The organism is Corynebacterium choanae (genome assembly GCF_003813965.1).
In the GTDB taxonomy this organism is placed as follows: Bacteria; Actinomycetota; Actinomycetes; order Mycobacteriales; family Mycobacteriaceae; genus Corynebacterium; species Corynebacterium choanae.
This window is the reverse complement of record NZ_CP033896.1, coordinates 1,777,370-1,797,167: the sequence shown is the minus strand read 5'-3', so window position 1 is coordinate 1,797,167 and position 19,798 is coordinate 1,777,370. Positions and strand designations below refer to the sequence as shown.

At 57.6% G+C, this 19,798-nt stretch carries 15 protein-coding genes; 11 read left to right on the top strand and 4 right to left on the bottom strand.

What is annotated here, in order from left to right; translation table 11 throughout:
• Nucleotides 1-71: 71 nt before the first annotated feature.
• Nucleotides 72-752 carry an ABC transporter ATP-binding protein gene (locus CCHOA_RS06495; protein ID WP_245992096.1) on the bottom strand — a complete coding sequence of 227 codons (681 nt, stop codon included), beginning with the start codon at nt 750-752 and terminating at the stop codon, nt 72-74.
• 332 nt (nt 753-1,084) lie between these two features.
• Nucleotides 1,085-2,101 carry an ABC transporter permease gene (locus CCHOA_RS06490; protein ID WP_123928432.1) on the bottom strand — a complete coding sequence of 339 codons (1,017 nt, stop codon included), beginning with the start codon at nt 2,099-2,101 and terminating at the stop codon, nt 1,085-1,087.
• A 472-nt stretch (nt 2,102-2,573) separates the two neighbouring features.
• On the opposite strand from CCHOA_RS06490, the gene cobA reads away from it, so the two are divergent.
• Complete coding sequence (gene cobA / locus CCHOA_RS06485; protein WP_123928429.1) at nt 2,574-3,371, top strand: uroporphyrinogen-III C-methyltransferase; 798 nt, start codon at nt 2,574-2,576, stop codon at nt 3,369-3,371.
• Nucleotides 3,371-4,882 carry an MFS transporter gene (locus CCHOA_RS06480; protein WP_377739845.1) on the top strand — a complete coding sequence of 504 codons (1,512 nt, stop codon included), beginning with the start codon at nt 3,371-3,373 and terminating at the stop codon, nt 4,880-4,882. The genes cobA and CCHOA_RS06480 overlap by 1 nt, the downstream gene beginning before the upstream one ends.
• An 86-nt stretch (nt 4,883-4,968) precedes the next feature.
• On the opposite strand, the gene CCHOA_RS06475 is transcribed toward CCHOA_RS06480, so the two are convergent.
• Nucleotides 4,969-5,727: a YaaA family protein gene (locus CCHOA_RS06475; protein ID WP_123928425.1), complete on the bottom strand. Its 759-nt coding sequence runs from the start codon at nt 5,725-5,727 to the stop codon at nt 4,969-4,971.
• Nucleotides 5,728-6,079: 352 nt separating this feature from the next.
• Here CCHOA_RS06475 and CCHOA_RS06470 point away from each other — a divergent pair, with 352 nt between their 5' ends.
• The 3 genes from CCHOA_RS06470 to nagB all read left to right on the top strand — a co-directional run bounded on the left by CCHOA_RS06470 (nt 6,080) and on the right by nagB (nt 10,370).
• Nucleotides 6,080-7,861 (top strand): proline--tRNA ligase, encoded by a 1,782-nt coding sequence (locus CCHOA_RS06470; protein WP_123928422.1) that lies wholly within the window; start codon nt 6,080-6,082, stop codon nt 7,859-7,861.
• Nucleotides 7,862-8,255: 394 nt separating this feature from the next.
• Nucleotides 8,256-9,287 (top strand): ROK family protein, encoded by a 1,032-nt coding sequence (locus CCHOA_RS06465; RefSeq protein ID WP_245992095.1) that lies wholly within the window; start codon nt 8,256-8,258, stop codon nt 9,285-9,287.
• A 303-nt stretch (nt 9,288-9,590) separates the two neighbouring features.
• Nucleotides 9,591-10,370 (top strand): glucosamine-6-phosphate deaminase, encoded by a 780-nt coding sequence (gene nagB / locus CCHOA_RS06460; RefSeq protein WP_123928419.1) that lies wholly within the window; start codon nt 9,591-9,593, stop codon nt 10,368-10,370.
• Nucleotides 10,371-10,613: 243 nt separating this feature from the next.
• On the opposite strand, the gene CCHOA_RS06455 is transcribed toward nagB, so the two are convergent.
• On the bottom strand, nt 10,614-11,672 hold the full coding sequence (locus CCHOA_RS06455; protein ID WP_123928416.1) for a hypothetical protein: 1,059 nt from the start codon (nt 11,670-11,672) through the stop codon (nt 10,614-10,616).
• A gap of 68 nt (nt 11,673-11,740) precedes the next feature.
• Between CCHOA_RS06455 and rimP the strand changes: the two genes are divergently transcribed.
• The 6 genes from rimP to CCHOA_RS06425 all read left to right on the top strand — a co-directional run bounded on the left by rimP (nt 11,741) and on the right by CCHOA_RS06425 (nt 19,678).
• Nucleotides 11,741-12,355, top strand: a complete 615-nt coding sequence (rimP, locus tag CCHOA_RS06450; protein WP_123928413.1) for a ribosome maturation factor RimP — start codon at nt 11,741-11,743, stop codon at nt 12,353-12,355.
• An 11-nt stretch (nt 12,356-12,366) separates the two neighbouring features.
• The gene (gene nusA, locus CCHOA_RS06445) at nt 12,367-13,437 is read left to right on the top strand and encodes a transcription termination factor NusA (RefSeq protein ID WP_123928410.1); all 1,071 of its coding nucleotides are present in this window, start codon (nt 12,367-12,369) and stop codon (nt 13,435-13,437) included.
• A gap of 823 nt (nt 13,438-14,260) precedes the next feature.
• The gene (locus CCHOA_RS06440) at nt 14,261-14,554 is read left to right on the top strand and encodes a YlxR family protein (protein ID WP_123928407.1); all 294 of its coding nucleotides are present in this window, start codon (nt 14,261-14,263) and stop codon (nt 14,552-14,554) included.
• A gap of 185 nt (nt 14,555-14,739) precedes the next feature.
• Nucleotides 14,740-17,559, top strand: a complete 2,820-nt coding sequence (infB, locus tag CCHOA_RS06435; protein WP_123928404.1) for a translation initiation factor IF-2 — start codon at nt 14,740-14,742, stop codon at nt 17,557-17,559.
• Between the two features lie 467 nt (nt 17,560-18,026).
• Complete coding sequence (gene rbfA, locus CCHOA_RS06430; protein WP_123928401.1) at nt 18,027-18,461, top strand: 30S ribosome-binding factor RbfA; 435 nt, start codon at nt 18,027-18,029, stop codon at nt 18,459-18,461.
• A gap of 179 nt (nt 18,462-18,640) precedes the next feature.
• Nucleotides 18,641-19,678: a DHH family phosphoesterase gene (locus tag CCHOA_RS06425; RefSeq protein WP_123928399.1), complete on the top strand. Its 1,038-nt coding sequence runs from the start codon at nt 18,641-18,643 to the stop codon at nt 19,676-19,678.
• Nucleotides 19,679-19,798: the final 120 nt, after the last annotated feature.

The window sequence follows — 19,798 nt, the reverse complement described above, 5'->3', positions numbered from 1 at the left end:
TTCGCGGCTCCTTTCTGGTTTCGCAACAGCGAGAGGCTTTGCCAAGGATTGCAACCTCATCGTGCGGTTGCTTAGCTCACTGGGGCAAGAAGTTGCGCGTCGTGCAGTGTGCCATCGCGCATGACGAACTCCCGATCCGCCCGGGCTGCTGCTGCCATATCGTGGGTGACAAGCACGCAACCGAGATGTTCCTCAGCAACAATATCGAGCAGCATCGTCATAACTTCAGCGGCACGAGTCGAATCAAGGGCACTGGTTGGTTCATCGACGATGAGAAGTTCAGGATTGCCCATCAGCGCCCGGGCAATATTAACTCGTTGCCGTTGCCCGCCGGAAAGCTGTGCCGGATACCGGTCGGCGGCTTGAGTGAGATCAAGACGTTCTAATAATGTTGCTGCGCGTTGGCGGACAGCGGTGCGGGTGTGGCGGGGTGTCCACCAGCGACTCATATAGGTGGTGAGTTCAAGTTGTTCTCGGGCAGTGAGCGAGCCGATGAGTTGCGGTTGTTGAAAAACAATCCCAAGGTGATTGCGGCGCACTTGTGCGGCCTGCCGCTGGGATAGTCCCACAAGAGACTGACCGTTGAGCATAATGTCGCCGGAGTCTGGTTGCAGGAGGGTGGATATGGTGGCCAGGAGGGTCGATTTCCCGGATCCGGAAGGGCCGGTGAGGGCGACGAGTTCACCGGGATAAACATGAAATGACACGTGGTTAACTGGGGTGATGCGATGTGCACCGTCGGGGAAAGACACGACCACCTCGCGGCAATCCAATACCGGCTGTTGCTCGGTCAGGGTACGTGTTGTGGCTGTTGGTTGTGGGTTGAATGTATGCATTGTTGACCGTTGATATTCGCGGGGTGTGGGGGGTATTTGTCCGCCACCGAATCATGCGGGGGTGGCCTGTGGCAGATCATGTGCGGTTGTGAACACTGCCGCACCACCATCGCCTACTGCACACTGTGTGAGCTGTGAGCAGGCAACTTATCTGTGATATTGGATTTCCACGGGATGACTGGGAGGCGGCTTGCGGCAACGCGATAGCCACGGGGCTGTCGGTGAAAAAGAAACCGGGTGCGGATGGGTTATGCGTTTTGCTGTAAGGCTTGCAGTGGTTGGGCTTTTCCTATGAGCACCAGCGAGGTTGCAGCACCTGCTAAGCCTAAAAACAGCATGAGTCCTGCCGGCAAAAGCGTGGTGGAAGTGGTGACAACAAATGGCAGACCGTCACCGATTGCGGTTGCACTGACCAGGGTGATTGATACCCCAGCAGCAATGCCGACCAAGACGATGATTGCTGCTTGGCCAAGTGCGTCGCGGCAAATACTTGCGGTGGTTGCACCGAGGGCTTTCATCACCGCAATATCGCGGCTACGCTGCATGGTCCACACGACGAAAAACGCGCCAGTGATCAATCCAGTGATGAGTACAAGCATGAGATTGATCATCGATAACGAGGTGTGTTCGGCCGCATAGGCGGCAAGGGACAGCGGAATATCCCCACCTGATACCTGCTGGGTGTTGTCGATCAGCTGGGGCGTGACACCGGCGGCGAGGGCAAGCAGTGTTGTATCTGTGCCTTCGGTTCCCGCAGTCACCGCAATTGGGGCATGGTTGAGCCACAAATCAGCGAGCGGGTCCACCACGGTATAGGTGGTGCTGCCCACCGTCACGGTGTCGCCCACCTCAACGCCAAGATCGCGTTGGAGCGGCGCGGATAGTGCAATATTGCCTGGTGCGACAATTGGCAGATCGCCAAGAGTTGATCCCGCAGCAGCACCCGGGGTGAGCTGCAGCAAGCTGACAGCAGTTCCCTGCAATTGGGTGCGTTTCACGGTGACCGCAGTGGCGGTGGGATTGTCGGCAAGCAGGGCGGCTGTGGTCAGCCCATCCAAATGAGATCGGTCGATGGAAGGATCCTCGGTGCCTTGCACAATGATGGTGTCGGCATCAGTGGCAGACAGTCCAGAGATGGTTTGGTGGGTGAGTCCTCCGGTGAGTCCGGAAAGAAATGACACTAATGTCGCCATGAGGGCGACAGTGATCGTGATAATCGCAAATCGGCCGCGGGCGTGCCGCAGATCGTGCAGAGCTACAAACATTGGGGTGTGACACTCGATTCTTATTGACAACCAGCGAAGCGCAAGAGCCCGGGATTGATTGGGCACCCGGCGGCAGGGTGGTGGTCATGGTGCATGTGGTGTGTGTCCCGTACCGCAAGCCAAAGGGGCATGCACAGCGGGGCAGTGCACCCATGCCAGAACAATGGGAATGCTTCCATTGTGCCTAAGTTAGATATTCGTCAAATCGTCGAAGTGGTTGAACTTGAGCCGCGACCAAAGCGGTGATGCAACACCATCAATTAGGCAAATGTCTAATAATACTTTTGGTGGAACTTCCTCCGCCCCGCAACACCATCCCGCCACAGCCCAACAACACTGCAACAACCCTGGCCACAGGCAGTTTTCCGGCGGAGTCGCTAGTGGTGCCAAAGCCACTTTCGGCAACCTCTGGTCAACCAAACCATCCCCACCAACACCGCAACTTTCGCCACGGCGACTAAGGTAGTACCCCATGAGCTCGGATCTCCACCACCCCGCGCCAGACCACAACAGCTGGCTCACCCTTCCCGAACAGCCACCCTATCCAGTGGTCCTCGTCGGCGGCGGGCCTGGCGCCCCAGATCTCATCACTGTGCGCGGCCAACGCGCCCTCGCCTGGGCTGACGTCATCATTGCTGATCATCTCGGGCCTACCGACCATCTTGCGGAACTTTGCGACATCACCAACAAAGAAATCATTGACGCCGCCAAACTGCCCTACGGCAAACAAATGGCGCAACAACGCATCAATGAACTCCTCGTCGAAGCCGCCCAAAACGGCCGCAAAGTCGTACGCCTCAAAGGTGGGGATCCATATGTATTCGGCCGCGGCTTCGAAGAACGCGCCGCCCTCATCGAAGCTGGCATCGGTGTGATCGTCGTCCCCGGTGTTACCAGTGCAATCAGTGTTCCAGCCGCTGCAGGGGTATCCGTCACGCGCCGCGGCATCAATCACAGCTTCACCGTCCTGTCTGGACATCTCGCGCCGGGACACACCATGAGTCTTACCGACTGGGATGCGCTGGCACGCCTATCCGGCACGCTGGTGATCATTATGGGTGTGAAAAATGGGCCGGCGATTGCCGACCGGCTCATCGAATTGGGGAAAAACCCTGCCACGCCGGTGGCCATCATTGAAGAAGGAACCACCTCTTCGCAGCGCAGTGTCACCTGCACGCTGGCCACATTAGGGGCCACCATTGAACAGGCAGCAATACACCCACCTGCGGTGATCGTCGTGGGTGATGTTGTGGAAGGGACGGACAACTAGTGCAAGCAAGTGCACGCAACAGCGGCCCGCGGGCGAAAAACCTGTCCTATCCGGAACAGCAATCAGCCCTGGGCTGGCCATTGGCTGTGCTTTCTGCACTGCAGTTAATGGTGGTGTTGGATGGCACCGTAGTCAATCTGGCTCTTGCCCGAATCCAACTCGAATTAGGACTCTCAGATTCGTTGCGGTCGTGGATAGTGACCGCTTACGCACTGGCCTACGGGGGACTGCTGCTGCTTGGCGGTCGACTCGGGGACGTATTCGGCCGCAAACGCATGTTTCTCACCGGGGTGGCTTGCTTCACACTCGCCTCACTGGCGTGCGGCATCGTCTCTACTCCGGGGCTGCTGATCGTCGCACGAATTGTGCAAGGTGCAGGGGCGGCGATCGCTTCACCAACGGCGATGGCGCTAATCGTGGTGACATTTGCCCCAGGCAAACCTCGCAACCAGGCATTTTCGGTGTTTGCCATGATGACTGGGTTGGGAAGTGTGTTAGGTCTGGTAGTGGGCGGTGCGTTAACGCAGGCATCCTGGCGGTGGATTTTCCTCATCAACGTTCCCATTGGTATCGCAATCATCATGGGCGGCCTTGCCGTGCTTTCGCGCACCCCGCAGTTTGAACGCATTCCGCTTGATGTCACCGGTGCTGTGCTTGCAACCGGCGCCTCAACCCTGTTGGTGTTTGCCATGGCAGAGGGCGGTACCGGTGCCAAACCTCTGGTCATCGGCAGTGCACTGCTAGGCATTGTGCTGCTAGTGCTATTTTTCCGCTCCCAGCATAAGGCCAGCAACCCCGTGCTTCCCATGGCAATGTTTGATTCAGCGGCACGCAAAGCTGTTTTTATTGCCCTGCTGTGTGCAGGGGCGCTGCTGATGGCGATGACCGTCCAGGTCGCCCTGTTTGTGCAGGAAGTCCTGGGCTACACGCCGCTGCAGGCCGGGATTGCATTTATTCCGTTTGCGTTCGCACTCGGCACCGGCAGTTGGATAGCCGGGGTACTCGCCGAACGTCTGCGTCCCAAACACAGTATTACCCTCGGCGGGATCACTCTCATTGCCGGATTCATCTTTGGGGCAACCTTAGATGAACACGCCACCTACTTTCCGGATCTGCTGCTGCCAATTATTGTCATCGGCTTAGGTGTCGGTCTTACACTCATCCCATTGACGCTGTCCGTAGTGGCAGGGGTCACCCCTGATCAAGTAGGGCCGCTGACCGCCTGTTCGTTGGTGTGCCAAACCCTCGGCGGCCCGCTCGGGTTGGCTGCAGTGACCGCAGTGGGGCAAGCAGTCACCACCCGCGCACTGGGTATGGATAGTAGCCACATCGATCGCAGCATGCTCACCCCTGTACAGCAAGCAGCACTAGGTGCAGGCTACACATATTCGCTGCTCGTATGTGCCGCGCTTGCCGGGGTAATTGTGCTCCTCGCGATTACGGTGATTTCTTACACGGTGGCTGATATTCAAGAAGGTAAAAAAGCCGAACGCTTATCGGCGCAACGCTAACCACAAAGCAAACACACACCCGCAGCCGTACTGCACGTGCTGCGGTGTGTGGCCGTATGCCTGCCAAACATTCCAGCTGTTGATGCTTAGCGTTCGACAATCAGGGTGAGGAGACGGTCGTCTGTGATCTCTGGGGAAAGGGTGGGGTCAGCAGCGATAATCGCGGCAGCCTCCGGCAAGGTGGTAGGTGTCTGCTTGGCAGAAGCTAGCAGCCGCGCTGCCAACCCTTTGTAGTGCTTGTTGTGGTGGCTGACTACTTTGCGGCTACCGTCAGCTTGCACCGACTCCACTCGCACGGTGACCAGGTCGTCGCATCCACCAAGCGCCTGATATGCCCCAGAACGCATGTCAATAATCAGGTCGTCGGCTGCTGCCAACTCGGCTAATGCCTGGGACATTGCTTCCTGCCAACGTCGTTTCATCGTCGGCGCCGGATCGGTGCTGTCCCGGTATGGCAGTTTCGTTCCGCCCGATAACCGGTAATGCGGAATCTCATCGGTGGCGGCAAGCAGCCCAAAAAGTGCGGAACACACCATGAGACGTGACTGTTGCTTCTCAGTGAGGGTCGCCGCATCAAGCGCGTCGTACAGCACCCCGGTGTAGCGGGCGATCGCCGGCATCGTTGCCGCTGTGAGCAGCTGTCGATTCGCCGCCACTTCGTCGCGTTGCCGGGCAGATAACTTCAATACCTGCGCCATGGTCGCATCGTCAAGTGCTAACAGATCCTCGATGAGGGTGCGACGAATCGCAGTGAACTGCTCAGCGAAGTGTAACGATTCAAGGCGAAGTGGGGCGCCACTGCCGCCAGGGGCTTTCGTTTCAGAAGGAGGCAGAAGAATGAACACGGGCGTTAAGCCTAGTCCAGTGGCACCAAGTGCCCCCAGTATTGACGGAAAAGCAGGGAAGCATAGCCCACTAGACGCACCTGGAATAGCAACCTGTAGCCAAACACGGCAGCCCCCACCACACACTGCCTCCCGTGCCCCGGTTGGGTTGGGTGAAGACATCGCGAACCAGTACCGGAAACGCCCGCAACTCGTCATCGACAAATAACCCACCTGATTGACAACGCTGTATCGAGCGCGTTGCACCGCCCGCCAGGACAGCGAGCAAACGCAACAGGTTTTTCCTGCAGTGTGCCCCGCGATGCGGGTGGTCGATCACCTCCGGGAGGCCTGCCAGGTATATTTACTCACCATGATCACACGCATGTCGCAACTGTTTTTGCGCACCCTTCGGGACGATCCAGCTGATGCGGAAGTCGCCAGCCACAAACTGCTGGTACGCGCCGGCTATATTCGCCGCACAGCCCCAGGTATTTACTCCTGGCTGCCACTTGGTTTACAAGTGCTGCGCCGCATTGAACAAATCGTTCGGGAAGAGATGAATGCCATCGGCGGGCAGGAGATCTCCCTGCCGGCACTGCTGCCGAAAGAACCTTATGAGCACACCGGCCGCTGGGATGAATATGGCGACTTGCTGTTCCGGCTGAAAGACCGCAAAGGGGTGGACTGTCTGCTGGGGCCAACCCATGAAGAAATGTTCACCTTGCTGGTCAAGGACATGTTTAACTCGTATAAGGATCTGCCAACCATCTTGTATCAGATCCAGACGAAATATCGTGACGAGGAACGTCCCCGGGCAGGTATTCTGCGGGGTCGCGAATTCGTCATGAAGGATTCCTACTCCTTCGACATGGCCGATGAGGGGCTGGCGGAAGCCTACGCGAAACATCGCCGGGCGTATATCAATGTCTTTGACCGTCTTGGTATTGACTATGCGATCTGTACCGCAATCTCCGGGGCGATGGGGGGATCCCGCAGCGAAGAGTTCCTCGCTGTGTCACCGGCAGGTGAAGACACTTTTGTGATGTCGAGCGACGGCAACTATGCGGCAAACGCTGAGGCGGTAACCACCACCCCAGGTCAGACATATCCGCTTGACGGACAGCCTGCAGCAGCGCCGGTAACCACCCCTGACTGTGCCACGATTGACCAGTTGGTCGCCTTCGCTGCAGCACAGGGATTCACCGGCCAAAGCGGTGAGCCGGTAACTGCAGCAGACACGCTGAAATGCGTGCTGGTTGCAGTCACCGACACTGATGAGGAAAAAACTCGCAATCTGGTGGGGATTCTTGTCCCCGGTGATCGGGAAATAGATTTCAAACGGCTCGAAGCGGCCTTCGATCCACGCCCAGTGGAGATGGCGAGCGAAGCAGACTTCGCAGCACATCCATTCCTCGTCAAAGGATATGTCGGTCCGCGGGCACTGGTCGACCATGATATTCCGGTGTATGTGGATCCGCGGGTTGCTGCCGGAACCCGGTGGATCACCGGTGGCGATGCTCCAGAAACCCACCTGGTAGATATGGTGGCTGGCCGTGACTTCCCGATTGCAGACACTATTGAGGCCGCTGAAATCCGGGAAGGGGATCCGGCGCCGGATGGGCATGGAACCTTGACGTTGCAACGCGGTATCGAGATCGGACACATTTTCCAGCTTGGCCGGAAATACTCCACTGCCATGGATCTGAAGATTCTCGACGAATCCGGCAAGCTCGCCATACCGACGATGGGTTCCTACGGTATTGGTGTGTCTCGCTTGGTTGGGGTTATTGCGGAACAGACCCACGATGACAAGGGGCTGTGTTGGCCGGTAAGCGTTGCGCCCTACCAAGTTCATGTGGTGATTGCGAATAAGGATGCCGACGCAGCAGCTGCCGCCGAACAGCTTGCCATCGACTTGTCGAATGCTGGCCTCGATGTGCTCTTCGACGATCGCCCAAAGCTGAGCCCGGGAGTGAAATTTAAAGACTCCGAATTACTTGGCATGCCATTTGTGGTGGTCGTCGGGCGCAGTTTTGCTGATGGTCAGGTGGAGCTGCGGCCACGCGGCGATGAGCCGACCATGCTTGACGTTGCGACTGCTCCACAATCGATCATTGAGCTGGTGCGAAAAGGGGCAACCTCTAGCCGTTAACCACCGCATCGGCGGGCGGATCTCGTCCCGGCGGGCTGGGCTTCGCAGCAGCAAGCACCGTCGATATGCGGTTGCGCCCTTCGCCACTGGTGCGTAGTGGTCTGTTATCCAGGCGCGGACATCTCACCACAAGGAGATGTCCGCGCCTGTAGTAGTATGCGACGTCCGGCCACAGCTACTCCCAAGGTAGGGATTAATTCAAGCAGGAAAGGAAGCTGCCAGGCGCCTTTGGGCTTGGCTTGCGTGCGGAGCGCCATTGGCCTGCAGCTGCTTCCCGGTCGTCGTGGCTACTCGCTGCAACAGGGTTCAGTTCAGACAACTAGGCGAAGAAATGTGATGAAGTACGCAATGCTACCGGGTGTTCCATAAAGGTGTGGGCTGCTAGCATCGTAACTTGTCTGATAAATCAGGGGCACCTGACGGTTGGTGGGATCTTGTTCGCCAACTGCATGAACGGTTTGTCATGGCGATGACCCCACGTCAACAAACGAAAGGACTTCCGATGAGCGGCGATTGCGTCATTGCGGTGGATATTGGTGGCACAAAAATTGCGGCGGCAGTGGTGCCCCATGATCAGCCGACGACCACCCTCTTTCACACCACCCGTCCGTCGCGGGCATTAGAGGGCGGTCAACAGGTTCTGCAAGCACTCAAAGAAGCCATCGCGGAAACACGTGAAGCAGCGATTGCTGCCGGCTACACCCCACAAGCTATTGGTATCGGCTCACCTGGGGTGATCAATCCAGACACTGGTGTCGTGCAAAGTGCCGGAGTGACCATGCCGGGCTGGAGTGGCACCGATTTGCGTGGCGAATTACGCCAAGAATTTGGGCTTGCAGTTGCTGCGCACAATGACGTGCGGGTCATGGGACTGGGAGAGGCGATCTATGGTGCAGGCAAAGGCCTGCAAGACGTGCTCTTTGTCGCATTTGGCACCGGTATTGGCGGGGCTATTGTTCAAGATGGGCAACTCCGGCAGTCGCCGCATAGTTCCCGCGGGGAACTGTGCTATCTCATCTGTGAAGATCCCACCGGTGGGGTGGATGGGATGGAAAATATTGGATCGGGCACCGGGCTTGCCGCATCCTATCGAAAACGCGCCGGCATTAGTGATACCTCAGTTGATCTGCGGGAGATTATGCGTCGTTACCACGACGGGGAAGCGCTTGCGAAACAAGTATTGGATGAAAACCTCACCGCGGTTGGGCACTGTTTAGCGAACTTTATCAACGCAATCGATGTTGAAGCGGTTGTCATCGGCGGGGGAGTAGCAGGAATTGGTGCACCGATAATCGACCCATTGGTAGCCGGTATTCGCGCACAACTGTTGCCGCCACTTGCTGAACTTCCTATCGCACTTGCCACCTTCGGACAAGAAGCACAGCTTATTGGTGCGGCACATTTGGGTCGCACTGCCGCAGCCTAGGTTCGCAAAACATCACTACCGCTGCTCGCAGTAACTATCGAACCTCAGTGAACGCAACGCCGGTGGTGATGCTTACAACTGCACTTGCGAGCAGAGGCAGGCAGTGCCCCAGCTACGTGTTCCACAAGGATCGAAAACCACTGTGGCTGTCACCTCTCGCCTGCAGGAAGCGGCTGCAATCCATACGCGTTGCGCATCGCAGGTTCGTTGCTCGCGCAATACGGGTACCGGACTGCTGATTCAAGTCAACGACGCGAACCGTATCTTAGGAAATTACAAGGATAAAAGGAGTAGAACACTGTCATGGAAGTCATTATCCGTCACACCGCGGACGACGTGGCAACGGTCGCTGCAGATGTGTTTGAACGCTATATTCGACAAGGCAAAACACTCGGGCTGGCCACAGGATCCACGCCGTTGGCACTCTACACTGAGCTGATTCGTCGCCACCGTGAAGACGATTTATCCTTTGCCGACTGTAAAGCATTCCTGCTTGACGAATATGTGGGGTTACCACGAAGCCACCCACAAAGCTATTACCGTTTTATTCGCGACAACTTCACCGATTATGTTGATATCGCTGATGAGCTCGTGCAATCCCCCAATGGGTTGGCGGAAGATTTAACCGCTGCCGGCAACGACTATGACGCGGCAATCGCCGCAGCCGGCGGTATTGATATTCAGCTGCTCGGCATCGGCACAGATGGACATATTGGTTTCAATGAACCGGGCTCGTCGCTGAATTCGACGACCCGGTTAAAAACCCTGCATCCGCAGACGATCGCCGATAATGCGCGGTTTTTTGATGACGACGAATCGCAGGTACCCCACCATGTCCTTACCCAAGGGTTAGGGACGATTTCCCGGGCGGGTCATCTGCTGTTGCTGGCCACTGGCGAAGGCAAAGCCCAAGCTATTGCCGACACCGTGGAAGGACCGGTTACAGCGTATTGCCCAGCCTCGATTTTGCAGCTGCACAATCATGCGACAGTCATCGTAGATGAGGCGGCCGCCAGCAAACTCCGGGGTGCAACCTACTATCGCTACGCATTCGACAATAAACCGCAGTGGCAGCAAATCTAGTTGTTCTGCTGCATCGCTTCCTTGTTGCCGGCATGCCCCACGGTTGTCGAATACTCGCCTGTCCATTCCGTTTCCCAGGTGCGGGCAGGCGAGTCGGTGTATTGACCTGAATCTCACTGCTAGTTCTGGCGTGCTCTAGCAGGCTATTGACCGTGGAATAGCCAGGGCGATCAACCGCTGCAATGCGGGGCATAAGCGGCGCCGCACGGTGCCGCGAATATTGGCTCAGACCTTGCTTATGGGTTAGTTGGCATTGTGGTGTTCGACCGCCACCTGCCACAGCGCTGCCTGCTGGAGCAACACCCGTTGCCAGGTTTCCGTAGTGGCGGCTGCAGCGGCGTGCAGGAAGCGATCCCGAAATTGGGAATAGAGCGCGGCTGTGGCAGCGGATTTGGTGGGTTGATCATCGGTGTCGGTTAACCCGGGGAACTGAAACCCTACCGGTTCGGCGGCAGTGTCGGTTACCGGCAGGACTGCTTCTGCTGCGGCTAGCCATTGTTCCAACGCTAAGGCGTGATTCCGCTGGTTGGCGGCAACACTGGCCTGATTTGGGTTTTCCAGGGTGGCTGCGGCAAAACCCGTAAGTGAGACTGCTGCGGCTATTGCTGCGGCAAGCTCGTGGAGCTCAGTCTGTTCTGCTTGGCTCAGTTGCCGCGGATCAATAGATGCCGGGAGCTGATCGGCAGGGAAGTCGTCCGCAGCATCCGTATGATCCGCGGTGCCATGAATAATTGTGGGCAATGTTCGCTCGGCTGGGCTATCAAGTGAAAACCAACCGGCCCGATCGGTGTATTGCTCCGCGAGCAGGGCAAAGGAATCGGGGGCGAGAGCCTCGAGGTTATCTAAGGTGAGCTGTTGGGTAATCCGGGCAGCAGAGTCAGCATCCGGTTGGTTGGCAATTGCCGCAATCGTGCCTATCGCTGCGCTGAAATCTTCACGATCGGCGAAAGCTTGTGCGCCTTCCGGGTCGTCCACCTGGGAGGTGGTGGTAGCAATAGCAGTCTGGATCGCAGCCTCATTGCAGGACTGGACAATCGTGCCATCGCGCAAGTGCCCACAGCGCCGCACAATCTCGTTCACGGTGTCCGCAACTTGGGCGTGAATACGTTCGGCGCGCGGATCACCGAGGGAAGCAAGTTTCGCGGCCAGCTGTTGCTCCGCAACCACCTGCTCAACGAGCACCGGATCCGGAACCGGATCGGGGCTAAGTACACAGGAACCTAACGCCATCGGCAGCAGAATTATTGCTGCCGAGAGGCGATGGTTGAGTAAACGACGAGCCGACACACGCGCAGAAAACACGATGTTTCACCTTAGACAATTGGAGCCGATAGCACCCATTAGGCGCGCCACAGGTTAGACTACCAAGCATGGCTTTCCCCACGGAAGAAACCCTCACCGAATTTGTACGCCAACAACTCCAGGCTTTTGCATTGGAACCTGTAAAGGTGCAGATTACCCGGGCGGGCGCCCATTCGTCGGTGACGATCGCTGTCGACGGGCCGCAAACCCCCTCCCTCGATGACCTGGAAGAGGTAACCCGCGAGATCTCTGCATCCTTTGACAAAGCAGAGACTGATGGGCGACTCGATTTTGGGGCGCAGCCCTACACCCTCGAGATCACCACTCCCGGAGTAGACACCCCGTTAAGCCAGCCCTACCAGTGGCGGCGCAACCAAGGACGGTTGGTCGCCATTATCGGATTGGAAGCACAGGCAGCGTTTGTAGCCCGCATTGGAGCGTTGAGTGAAGATGAGTCTCGGGTTGCACTGATCGATCCACAACCGGTGAAAGGGAAGAAGACGAACGGGAAAGCCGCTGGGAAACACACCCCGCTGACGGTGATGATCGCCGAGTTGGCGGCATTCGCCAACCCCACCACCACCGCGGTAGTGCAAGTCGAATTTCAGACCCCGCCGGCAGCAAGTGCTGAACTTGCCGCCGCCGACTTTGCTACCGCAGAACTTCAAGCACATCAAGGATAAGTGAATTTCAAGTGAATATTGACGTTGCAGCATTGCAAGATATCGAACGCACCAAAGGCATTCCCACCGAGGATATGCTGCGCACCATCGCAGGTGCACTCCGCCAAGCCTATCTCGACAGCCACGGCGATACCGCCGATGACTCGCGTCGCATTCGGGTAGCGATTGATCAGGACACCGGTAGTGTGCGGGTTTTAGCAAGTGAGCGACCTGCCCCGCAGCCGATTGTGGACACCGATGACGAACAGCAACCGGAAGCCGCTGCAACCACCGAGGTAGCTGCAGCCCCACCGGTGGAGGAAGAAGATGTTACCCCGGTGAATTTCTCCCGGGTAGGTGCCTATGCGGTGCGGCAAGCTATTTTGCAAAAACTGCGCGAAGCAGACACCGACCGCGCCTTCGGACAGTATTCAGCCTACGAAAATTCGGTGGTCACGGGTTTGGTGCAAGCTGATGCTCGCGCCAACGAGCGGGGCATTGTGGTGGTGCGGATCGGAACCGAAACGGACGGTCAAGACGCAGTACTGCTCCCTGCTGAGCAAATCCCTGGCGAAAAACTCAAGCACGGCGACCGGGTGAAATGCTATGTCGTTGGTGTCGGTCGGGGGCATCGGGGTCTGCAAATTCAGGTTTCGCGAACCCACCCAGAATTGGTACGCAAGCTTTTCGAATTGGAAGTGCCCGAAGTCGCCGACGGTCGCGTCGAAGTAGTTGCGGTAGCTCGTGAAGCAGGACATCGTTCGAAGATGGCTGTCCGCGCAACCGGGAAGGGCATTAACGCCAAGGGTGCATGTATCGGCCCTGGTGGACAGCGTGTCACCAATATCATGCAATCGCTGCACGGCGAAAAGATCGACATTATCGACTGGGATGAAGATCCGGCAGTTTTTGTTGGTAACGCGCTTGCCCCGTCCAAAGTGGTCAGTGTTACTGTCGAAGATCCCGTCGGGCAGGTTGCCCGAGTTGTGGTTCCGGACTACCAGCTGTCGCTGGCAATTGGCCGCGAAGGTCAAAATGCGCGTCTTGCTGCTCGTCTCACCGGCTGGCGTATCGATATTCATTCGGACGCGGAAGTATCTTAACCATCGGGCCGAGTAACATTCACGGGTTTTGGGGCTGATCTGGATATGCCAAATCTGCGCGCCGGGCAATGCTGGTGAAGTTGGCAAAAACAGCAATACCAAGAGCCGTTGCTCATCACCGAACACGCCAAAGCTGCGGGCAAGCCAGCGCCGTTTCATTTAGCGAATTGCCGCCGGCGTGGGAGTACATCGCCGTTCGCAGGGCGCATCATCTAGGGGGATGATGCGCCCTTGTGTTTGCGCTGTGTCGTGTTCGGTGGTGTAGCTGCCCACGCAGACCAGCGGTGGGGAGGGGGCGCGGACGATACACGGTGGGGGAGCTAATCTCTGCAGCGGATCAGACAGGGATGTCACTAGGGCAGGTGGTAGCGCGCTTTTGGGTTATCCTGCCCCGGGAGAGCGGCGACTTTAGCGGTGTCTGTTCGCAATCGCTGCCGGTATGCGATAGCATGAGCAGTGGCTATGTGCATTCACCTGGTTGTTGACCTGATCATCATCTGATCGGTGATGCAACTGTGACGGCATAGCACGAAGCGGTGGTCTTCAGTGTTGACGTAGCCGTGTCTGACCGCAAAGGGTTACCGGGAAAGCTTGCTGCTTTCTGGGATGCCAGTGGCTTGCAGACACGGTGTTTTGCGCTGCATACTGCCGGCAACATGGTAAGTGCATGAGTTGCATTGCCATTGCATGAGTTTTTTCAACTTCACAGTGCGCATTGTGGTGCATCTTCGATATCGGAAGATCAGCAGCTGTGCTTGCTTATTGGCAGGCGTTGTCTGTTTGAACCGTGCCACAGTGCATCCTCAACGAGAATGGATACGCTATGGCTGAGCCGCTGCGAACATGTGTTGCGACGGGGAAAAAACTGCCCCAGTCGACACTGCTGCGGATGGTGTGTGACCCGGCTGTAGCAGATCCGCATCGTTTGGTGGTAGTTCCTGATCCTGCCCGGAAGTTACCGGGGCGTGGCGCATGGATTACTCCCACTGAGGCGGCTGTAACCCAGGCTGTTGCACGCGGTGCATTGCACCGGGCGTTTCGCCGGGGTGGTGTCATCGACGCCACTGCCGTGACCGCTTGGGTGAGTCGTGAGCCCACTGGCGGAAGTTGCACATAACACAACAATGTAAGGATGACCGAAAACCTGATGAGTACCCGATGAAGCATCAGCGATGAACGGCAACAACAATCATCCCGTCCACCCGCAAGGGGAGTAACAGTTTCCTGTGAAGAGAGCTGGCACTGCCTGAGCTGTGTGTCATACACAGCGGTGGATCGGGGAAAACCCACACAAGGAGTACAGTGCCAGAAAAGTTACGTGTCCATGAGCTTGCGAAAAAGCTTGGGATTACGAGCAAGGAACTGCTCGCTACGCTCAAAGAGCAAGGCGAATTCGTAAAAACCGCATCCTCGACTGTGCAGCCGCCGGTTGTAAAGAAGATGATTGCGTTTTATGCCAAGCAAGGCAAAGGCCCTGGTGCCGAAGAGTCTGCTGAGGCACCGCAGAAAGCGGAAACACCGGCGAAGAAAGCCGCTGAAGCACCAGCTGCAGACAAGGCTGTCCCGGCGGCGAAACCAGCGGCGAAGCCGCAAGCTAAACCTGCCGCAAAGCCAGGTCCAAAACCTGCTCCAGCAGCAAAACCTGCTCCGGCGCCTGCTGAGAAGCCCGCCCAGCCAGTGTTCCAACAGGCTGAAAAGCCGAAGGCTACCCCGGCAAGTCCCAAACCTGCTGCTAAGCCGCAAGCAAAACCTGCTGCAAGCGATGATGCGCGGCCAGCAATGCCGCGACCGATGGCAAAACCAGGTCCGAAACCGGGGGCGCGCGCTCCACGGGTGGCCAACAACCCATTTTCGTCCGGTACCCAGCCTGCCCCACGCCCGGGTGGATCCCGCGGCTCGCGGCCAGGTGGCGGTGCCAAGCCAGGTCAAGCAGGACCGGGACAACATCGCGGTCCGCGTCCTGATGGAATGCCGCGTCCCGGCGGTAGCCGGCAGACACCGGCAGCAGCCGGGGAACGACAAGGTGGTGGACGTCGCCCATCGCCGGCAATGATGCCTTCGCACCCGAATCCGTCGGCAATGCCGTCGAAATCGGCTGCGGCACCAGGCCGCGGCGGTGGACGTGGTGGCCGTCCCGGCGGCGGCCCTGGCGGATTCAACCGGCCAGGTGGCGGCGGTGGCCGTGGCGGACGCCGCGGTGGTACCGCAGGTGCATTCGGTCGTCCTGGTGGCGCACCGCGTCGCGGACGCAAGTCGAAGCGGCAAAAACGCAACGAATACGAGTCGATGCAGGCACCAAAGGTTGTGGGCGGCGTGCACTTGCCTGACGGCAAGGGTGCATCGCTGCGCCTGCGGCGCGGCGCATCGCTGGCCGACCTCGCAGAAAAGGTCGGCACCGATGCCGCGCAGCTTGTGCAAGCGCTGTTTAACCTCGGTGAGATGGCAACCGCTACCGCATCGGTTTCCGACGAGACGTTGATGCTGCTCGGTGACGAGATGAACTTCAACGTCGAAGTGGTCTCGCCAGAAGACGAGGATCGTGAACTGCTGGAATCCTTCGACCTGCAATACGGCGAAGATGAAGGCGACGACGAAGACCTTGAGCATCGTCCACCAGTGGTGACCGTGATGGGTCACGTCGACCACGGTAAAACCCGACTGCTCGACACCATCCGCAAAACCAATGTCGGTGCCCGCGAAGCCGGTGGTATTACCCAGGGTATTGGTGCCTACCAGGTGGCAGTGGACTATGAAGGTGAAGAACGACTCGTTACCTTCCTCGACACCCCAGGTCACGAAGCGTTTACCGCTATGCGTGCCCGTGGTGCGAAATCTACCGATATTGCCGTGCTTGTGGTTGCAGCCGATGACGGTGTGATGCCGCAGACCGTGGAAGCAATCAACCACGCCAAGGCAGCTGACGTGCCAATCGTTGTGGCCGTGAACAAGATCGATAAAGAAGGCGCCAACCCGGAGAAGATCCGCGGTCAGCTCACTGAATACGGTCTGGTTCCGGAAGAATACGGCGGTACACAACAGTTCGTTGACATCTCTGCCAAGCAGAACATCAACATCAACGGTCTGCTGGAAGCTGTCCTGCTCAACGCGGACGCCAACCTGGATCTGCGCGCTAACCCGGATATGCCAGCCCAGGGTGTGGCGATCGAAGCCCACCTTGACCGCGGTCGCGGTCCGGTCGCAACCGTGATCGTCCAGCGCGGTACGCTGCGCGTCGGCGACTCGATTGTCGCCGGTGACGCCCACGGTCGTGTTCGTCGCATGGTTGACGAATTCGGCAACGACGTCGAAGAAGCCCCACCATCATGCCCTGTGCAGGTGCAAGGCCTCTCCAGCGTGCCGGGTGCCGGCGATAATCTGCTCGTAGTCGAAGACGACCGCGTGGCACGTCAGATCGCCGACAAGCGCAACGCTCGCAAGCGCAACGCTGAACAGGCACGCACCCGCAAGCGGGTCTCCCTGGAAGATCTCGATTCCGTGTTGAACGAAACCTCGACACTGAACCTTATCCTCAAGGGCGACAATGCCGGTTCTGTCGAAGCGTTGGAAGATGCCCTGCTCAAGCTGGAAATCGACGACGAAGTGCAGCTCAACATCATCGACCGTGGTGTTGGTGCGATCACCCAAACCAACGTCTCGCTGGCTGCCGCATCAAAGGCAATCATCATCGGCTTCAATGTTCGTGCCGAAGGCAAAGCAACCCAAGAAGCCAACACCGAAGGTGTCGAGATTCGCTACTACTCGGTTATCTACCGGGTTATCGAGGAGATCGAACAGGCACTCAAGGGCATGCTCAAGCCAATCTACGAAGAAAAGGAACTCGGCCGCGCCGAGATCCGGGCTTTGTTCAAGGCTTCCGCTGTTGGTCTTATCGCCGGTTGTATGGTCGAATCCGGCAAGATGCGCCGTAACGCGTCGGTGCGTCTCGTCCGGGACGGTAACGTCATCGTGGAGAAAGCGAATATCAACTCGCTGCGCCGCGAAAAAGACGACGTCACCGAAGTCGCTCAAGGCTACGAGTGCGGTATGGTGCTCAGCTACCCTGACATTCAGGTGGGCGACATCATCGAAGCCTACGAAATGGTGGAAGTCGCTCGCGACTAGGTGTGCGTAAAGCAACCACAATCGCCTTCCCTGCGGGACAGTGCCGTGCGAAACACGGTTCTGTCCCGCAGGGAAGGGGCTAACTGCATACCAACCCGTTGCGCCGCAACACCGTAAGACAGCAATCCTCTCATGACACTTCTGCAGTGTCTTTTAAAAGAGTCGGAGTTTCTCTGCTTGTACGATGTTGCGGCGCATTGTTGTGCCCGCCACGGTTGCACCTGATTGCGCCGACAGTGGTTAGCTGCCTGAACTTGTAAAAAACTCAGCAGTAGGTTGGGCGCAACACATGCCGCCTGATATGCGTCACTACAGCGCAACCCTTGATGTGCTACGGATAGCTGGCTACCGCCGGCAATACCGGTACACTGTGAACGCAGCCCTTTGCAGGGCGAAGTTGCACTTGCAACAACACAACAACAAGCAGCTACACCCCAAAGCAAACACACAAATGGAAAGGGCAACCCATGGTTGATCATGCACGTGCCGCACGGATGGCGAAACGGATCCAAACAATCGTTGCCGCCGCCATTGAGCGGGAGGTCAAAGACCGCCGCTTCGAATACATCACCATCACCGACTGCCGGGTCACCGGTGATCTGCACGACGCCACTTTGTTCTACACGGTGCGTGGACGCACTGTCGACGAAGAACCAGATCTGCAAGCAGCAGAAGAAGCATTCAAACGGGCTCGTGGACAACTCCGCAAAATTGTCGGTGACCAGCTGTCGGTTCGATTCACCCCCACATTGACGTTCACCTTAGACACAGTTCCCGAAACCAGTGCCGAATTGGAGGCGATTTTGGCTCGGGCGAAAGCTCGTGATGAGGAAACCGCGAGGCTGCGGGCGCACGCCACGCCTGCAGGGCAAGCAGATCCATACAAGGATACCGACGCGTAAACCCGGGCAGGGTAAACGACACCATTGCCCCAACCGGGGCGCTGCACAACTGTTATCCAACTAGTGGCGTCATCCCAGCTGCAGCGTCCCCTTGGCATTTGCACCCCTGACACGGCTGTTGTTTTGTATCCGGTCGTTAATGAACTTGGGTTACATTGCAGAAGGAATATCACTGGCTCATGCACACATCTCACACCAACGACCTGCACGACAGCTCACTATTTGCAGACGAGCAGGAGCTAGATTTTCCGGGGCTTACCGAATTCGTAGCCCAAGGAACCTCGTTTGCTGTTGTCGGACATATTCGACCAGACGGTGACGCCATAGGATCAGTGACCGCAGTAGTCGAGCAACTTCGACAAATGGCGCTGCAAGCCTGTGGTGTGATTGGGCAATCCGAGCCGCTGCAATCTTCTTTGCTCACCATTCCAGGGGCTGATCAAATAGCGACCTGTACCACCCTGCCGCAGGTTGATCGGGTCATCACCGTAGATTGTGGTGATTTGCAGCGGTGCGGCAGTCTTGCCGACGAGATTGCGCAATTTGGTCCCGCCGGAACGCTTGCCGTGATTGATCATCACGCAACCAACCGTGGTTTTGGATCGCTGAATTGTATTGCCGCCGGCTGGGAATCAACCACGATGGTGTTGTGGCGCTGGATGCTTTCCGCCGGCATGTCGATAACCCCACGTATTGCTGCAAGCTTGTATGCCGGGCTACTTACCGACACAGGATCATTTCGGTGGGGGACTGGCCGCATGCATGCAATGGCTCAAGCGTTGCTGTCTTTAGGTGTTGACGGCTCGCATTGGTCGATGGAGCTGCTGGATCGGCGCCGAGCCGACGAGTTGGCAATGATGGGAAGAGTGCTGGCGACCACCACGGTGTGTCCTGTCGCAGATACCAATATTCGGTTTGTTGCTCTTACCGCAGCACATCACATTATTGCTGGTGTTGACCATGCCGCCGTGGAGGCGCTCACCGACCATATTCGGGCTGTTGACGGAGCAGATTTCGGGGTGTTACTCAAAGAGTTTGTGCCCGGAACCTACCAGGTGTCCTTCCGTTCCACCGCCACTGCTGTCGCCCAGATTGCATCTGCTTTGGGCGGCGGCGGACACACCTTCGCCAGTGGTGCCACTGTTCATGCTGCAACGCCGCAGCAAGCCCTCGATGCCATTGCGGCCGCAGCACATCAGGCATACGCCAATCGCTAATTCCTTACCAAGGTTGGTGACTGTGCGCGGGCTGAAGCGGTATTCACCCTACTGGTGCAGATGTCGGTAAATGGCTGATTGAATCACCACAACGTTTTTTCGCACACGGTTGTTGGTGCT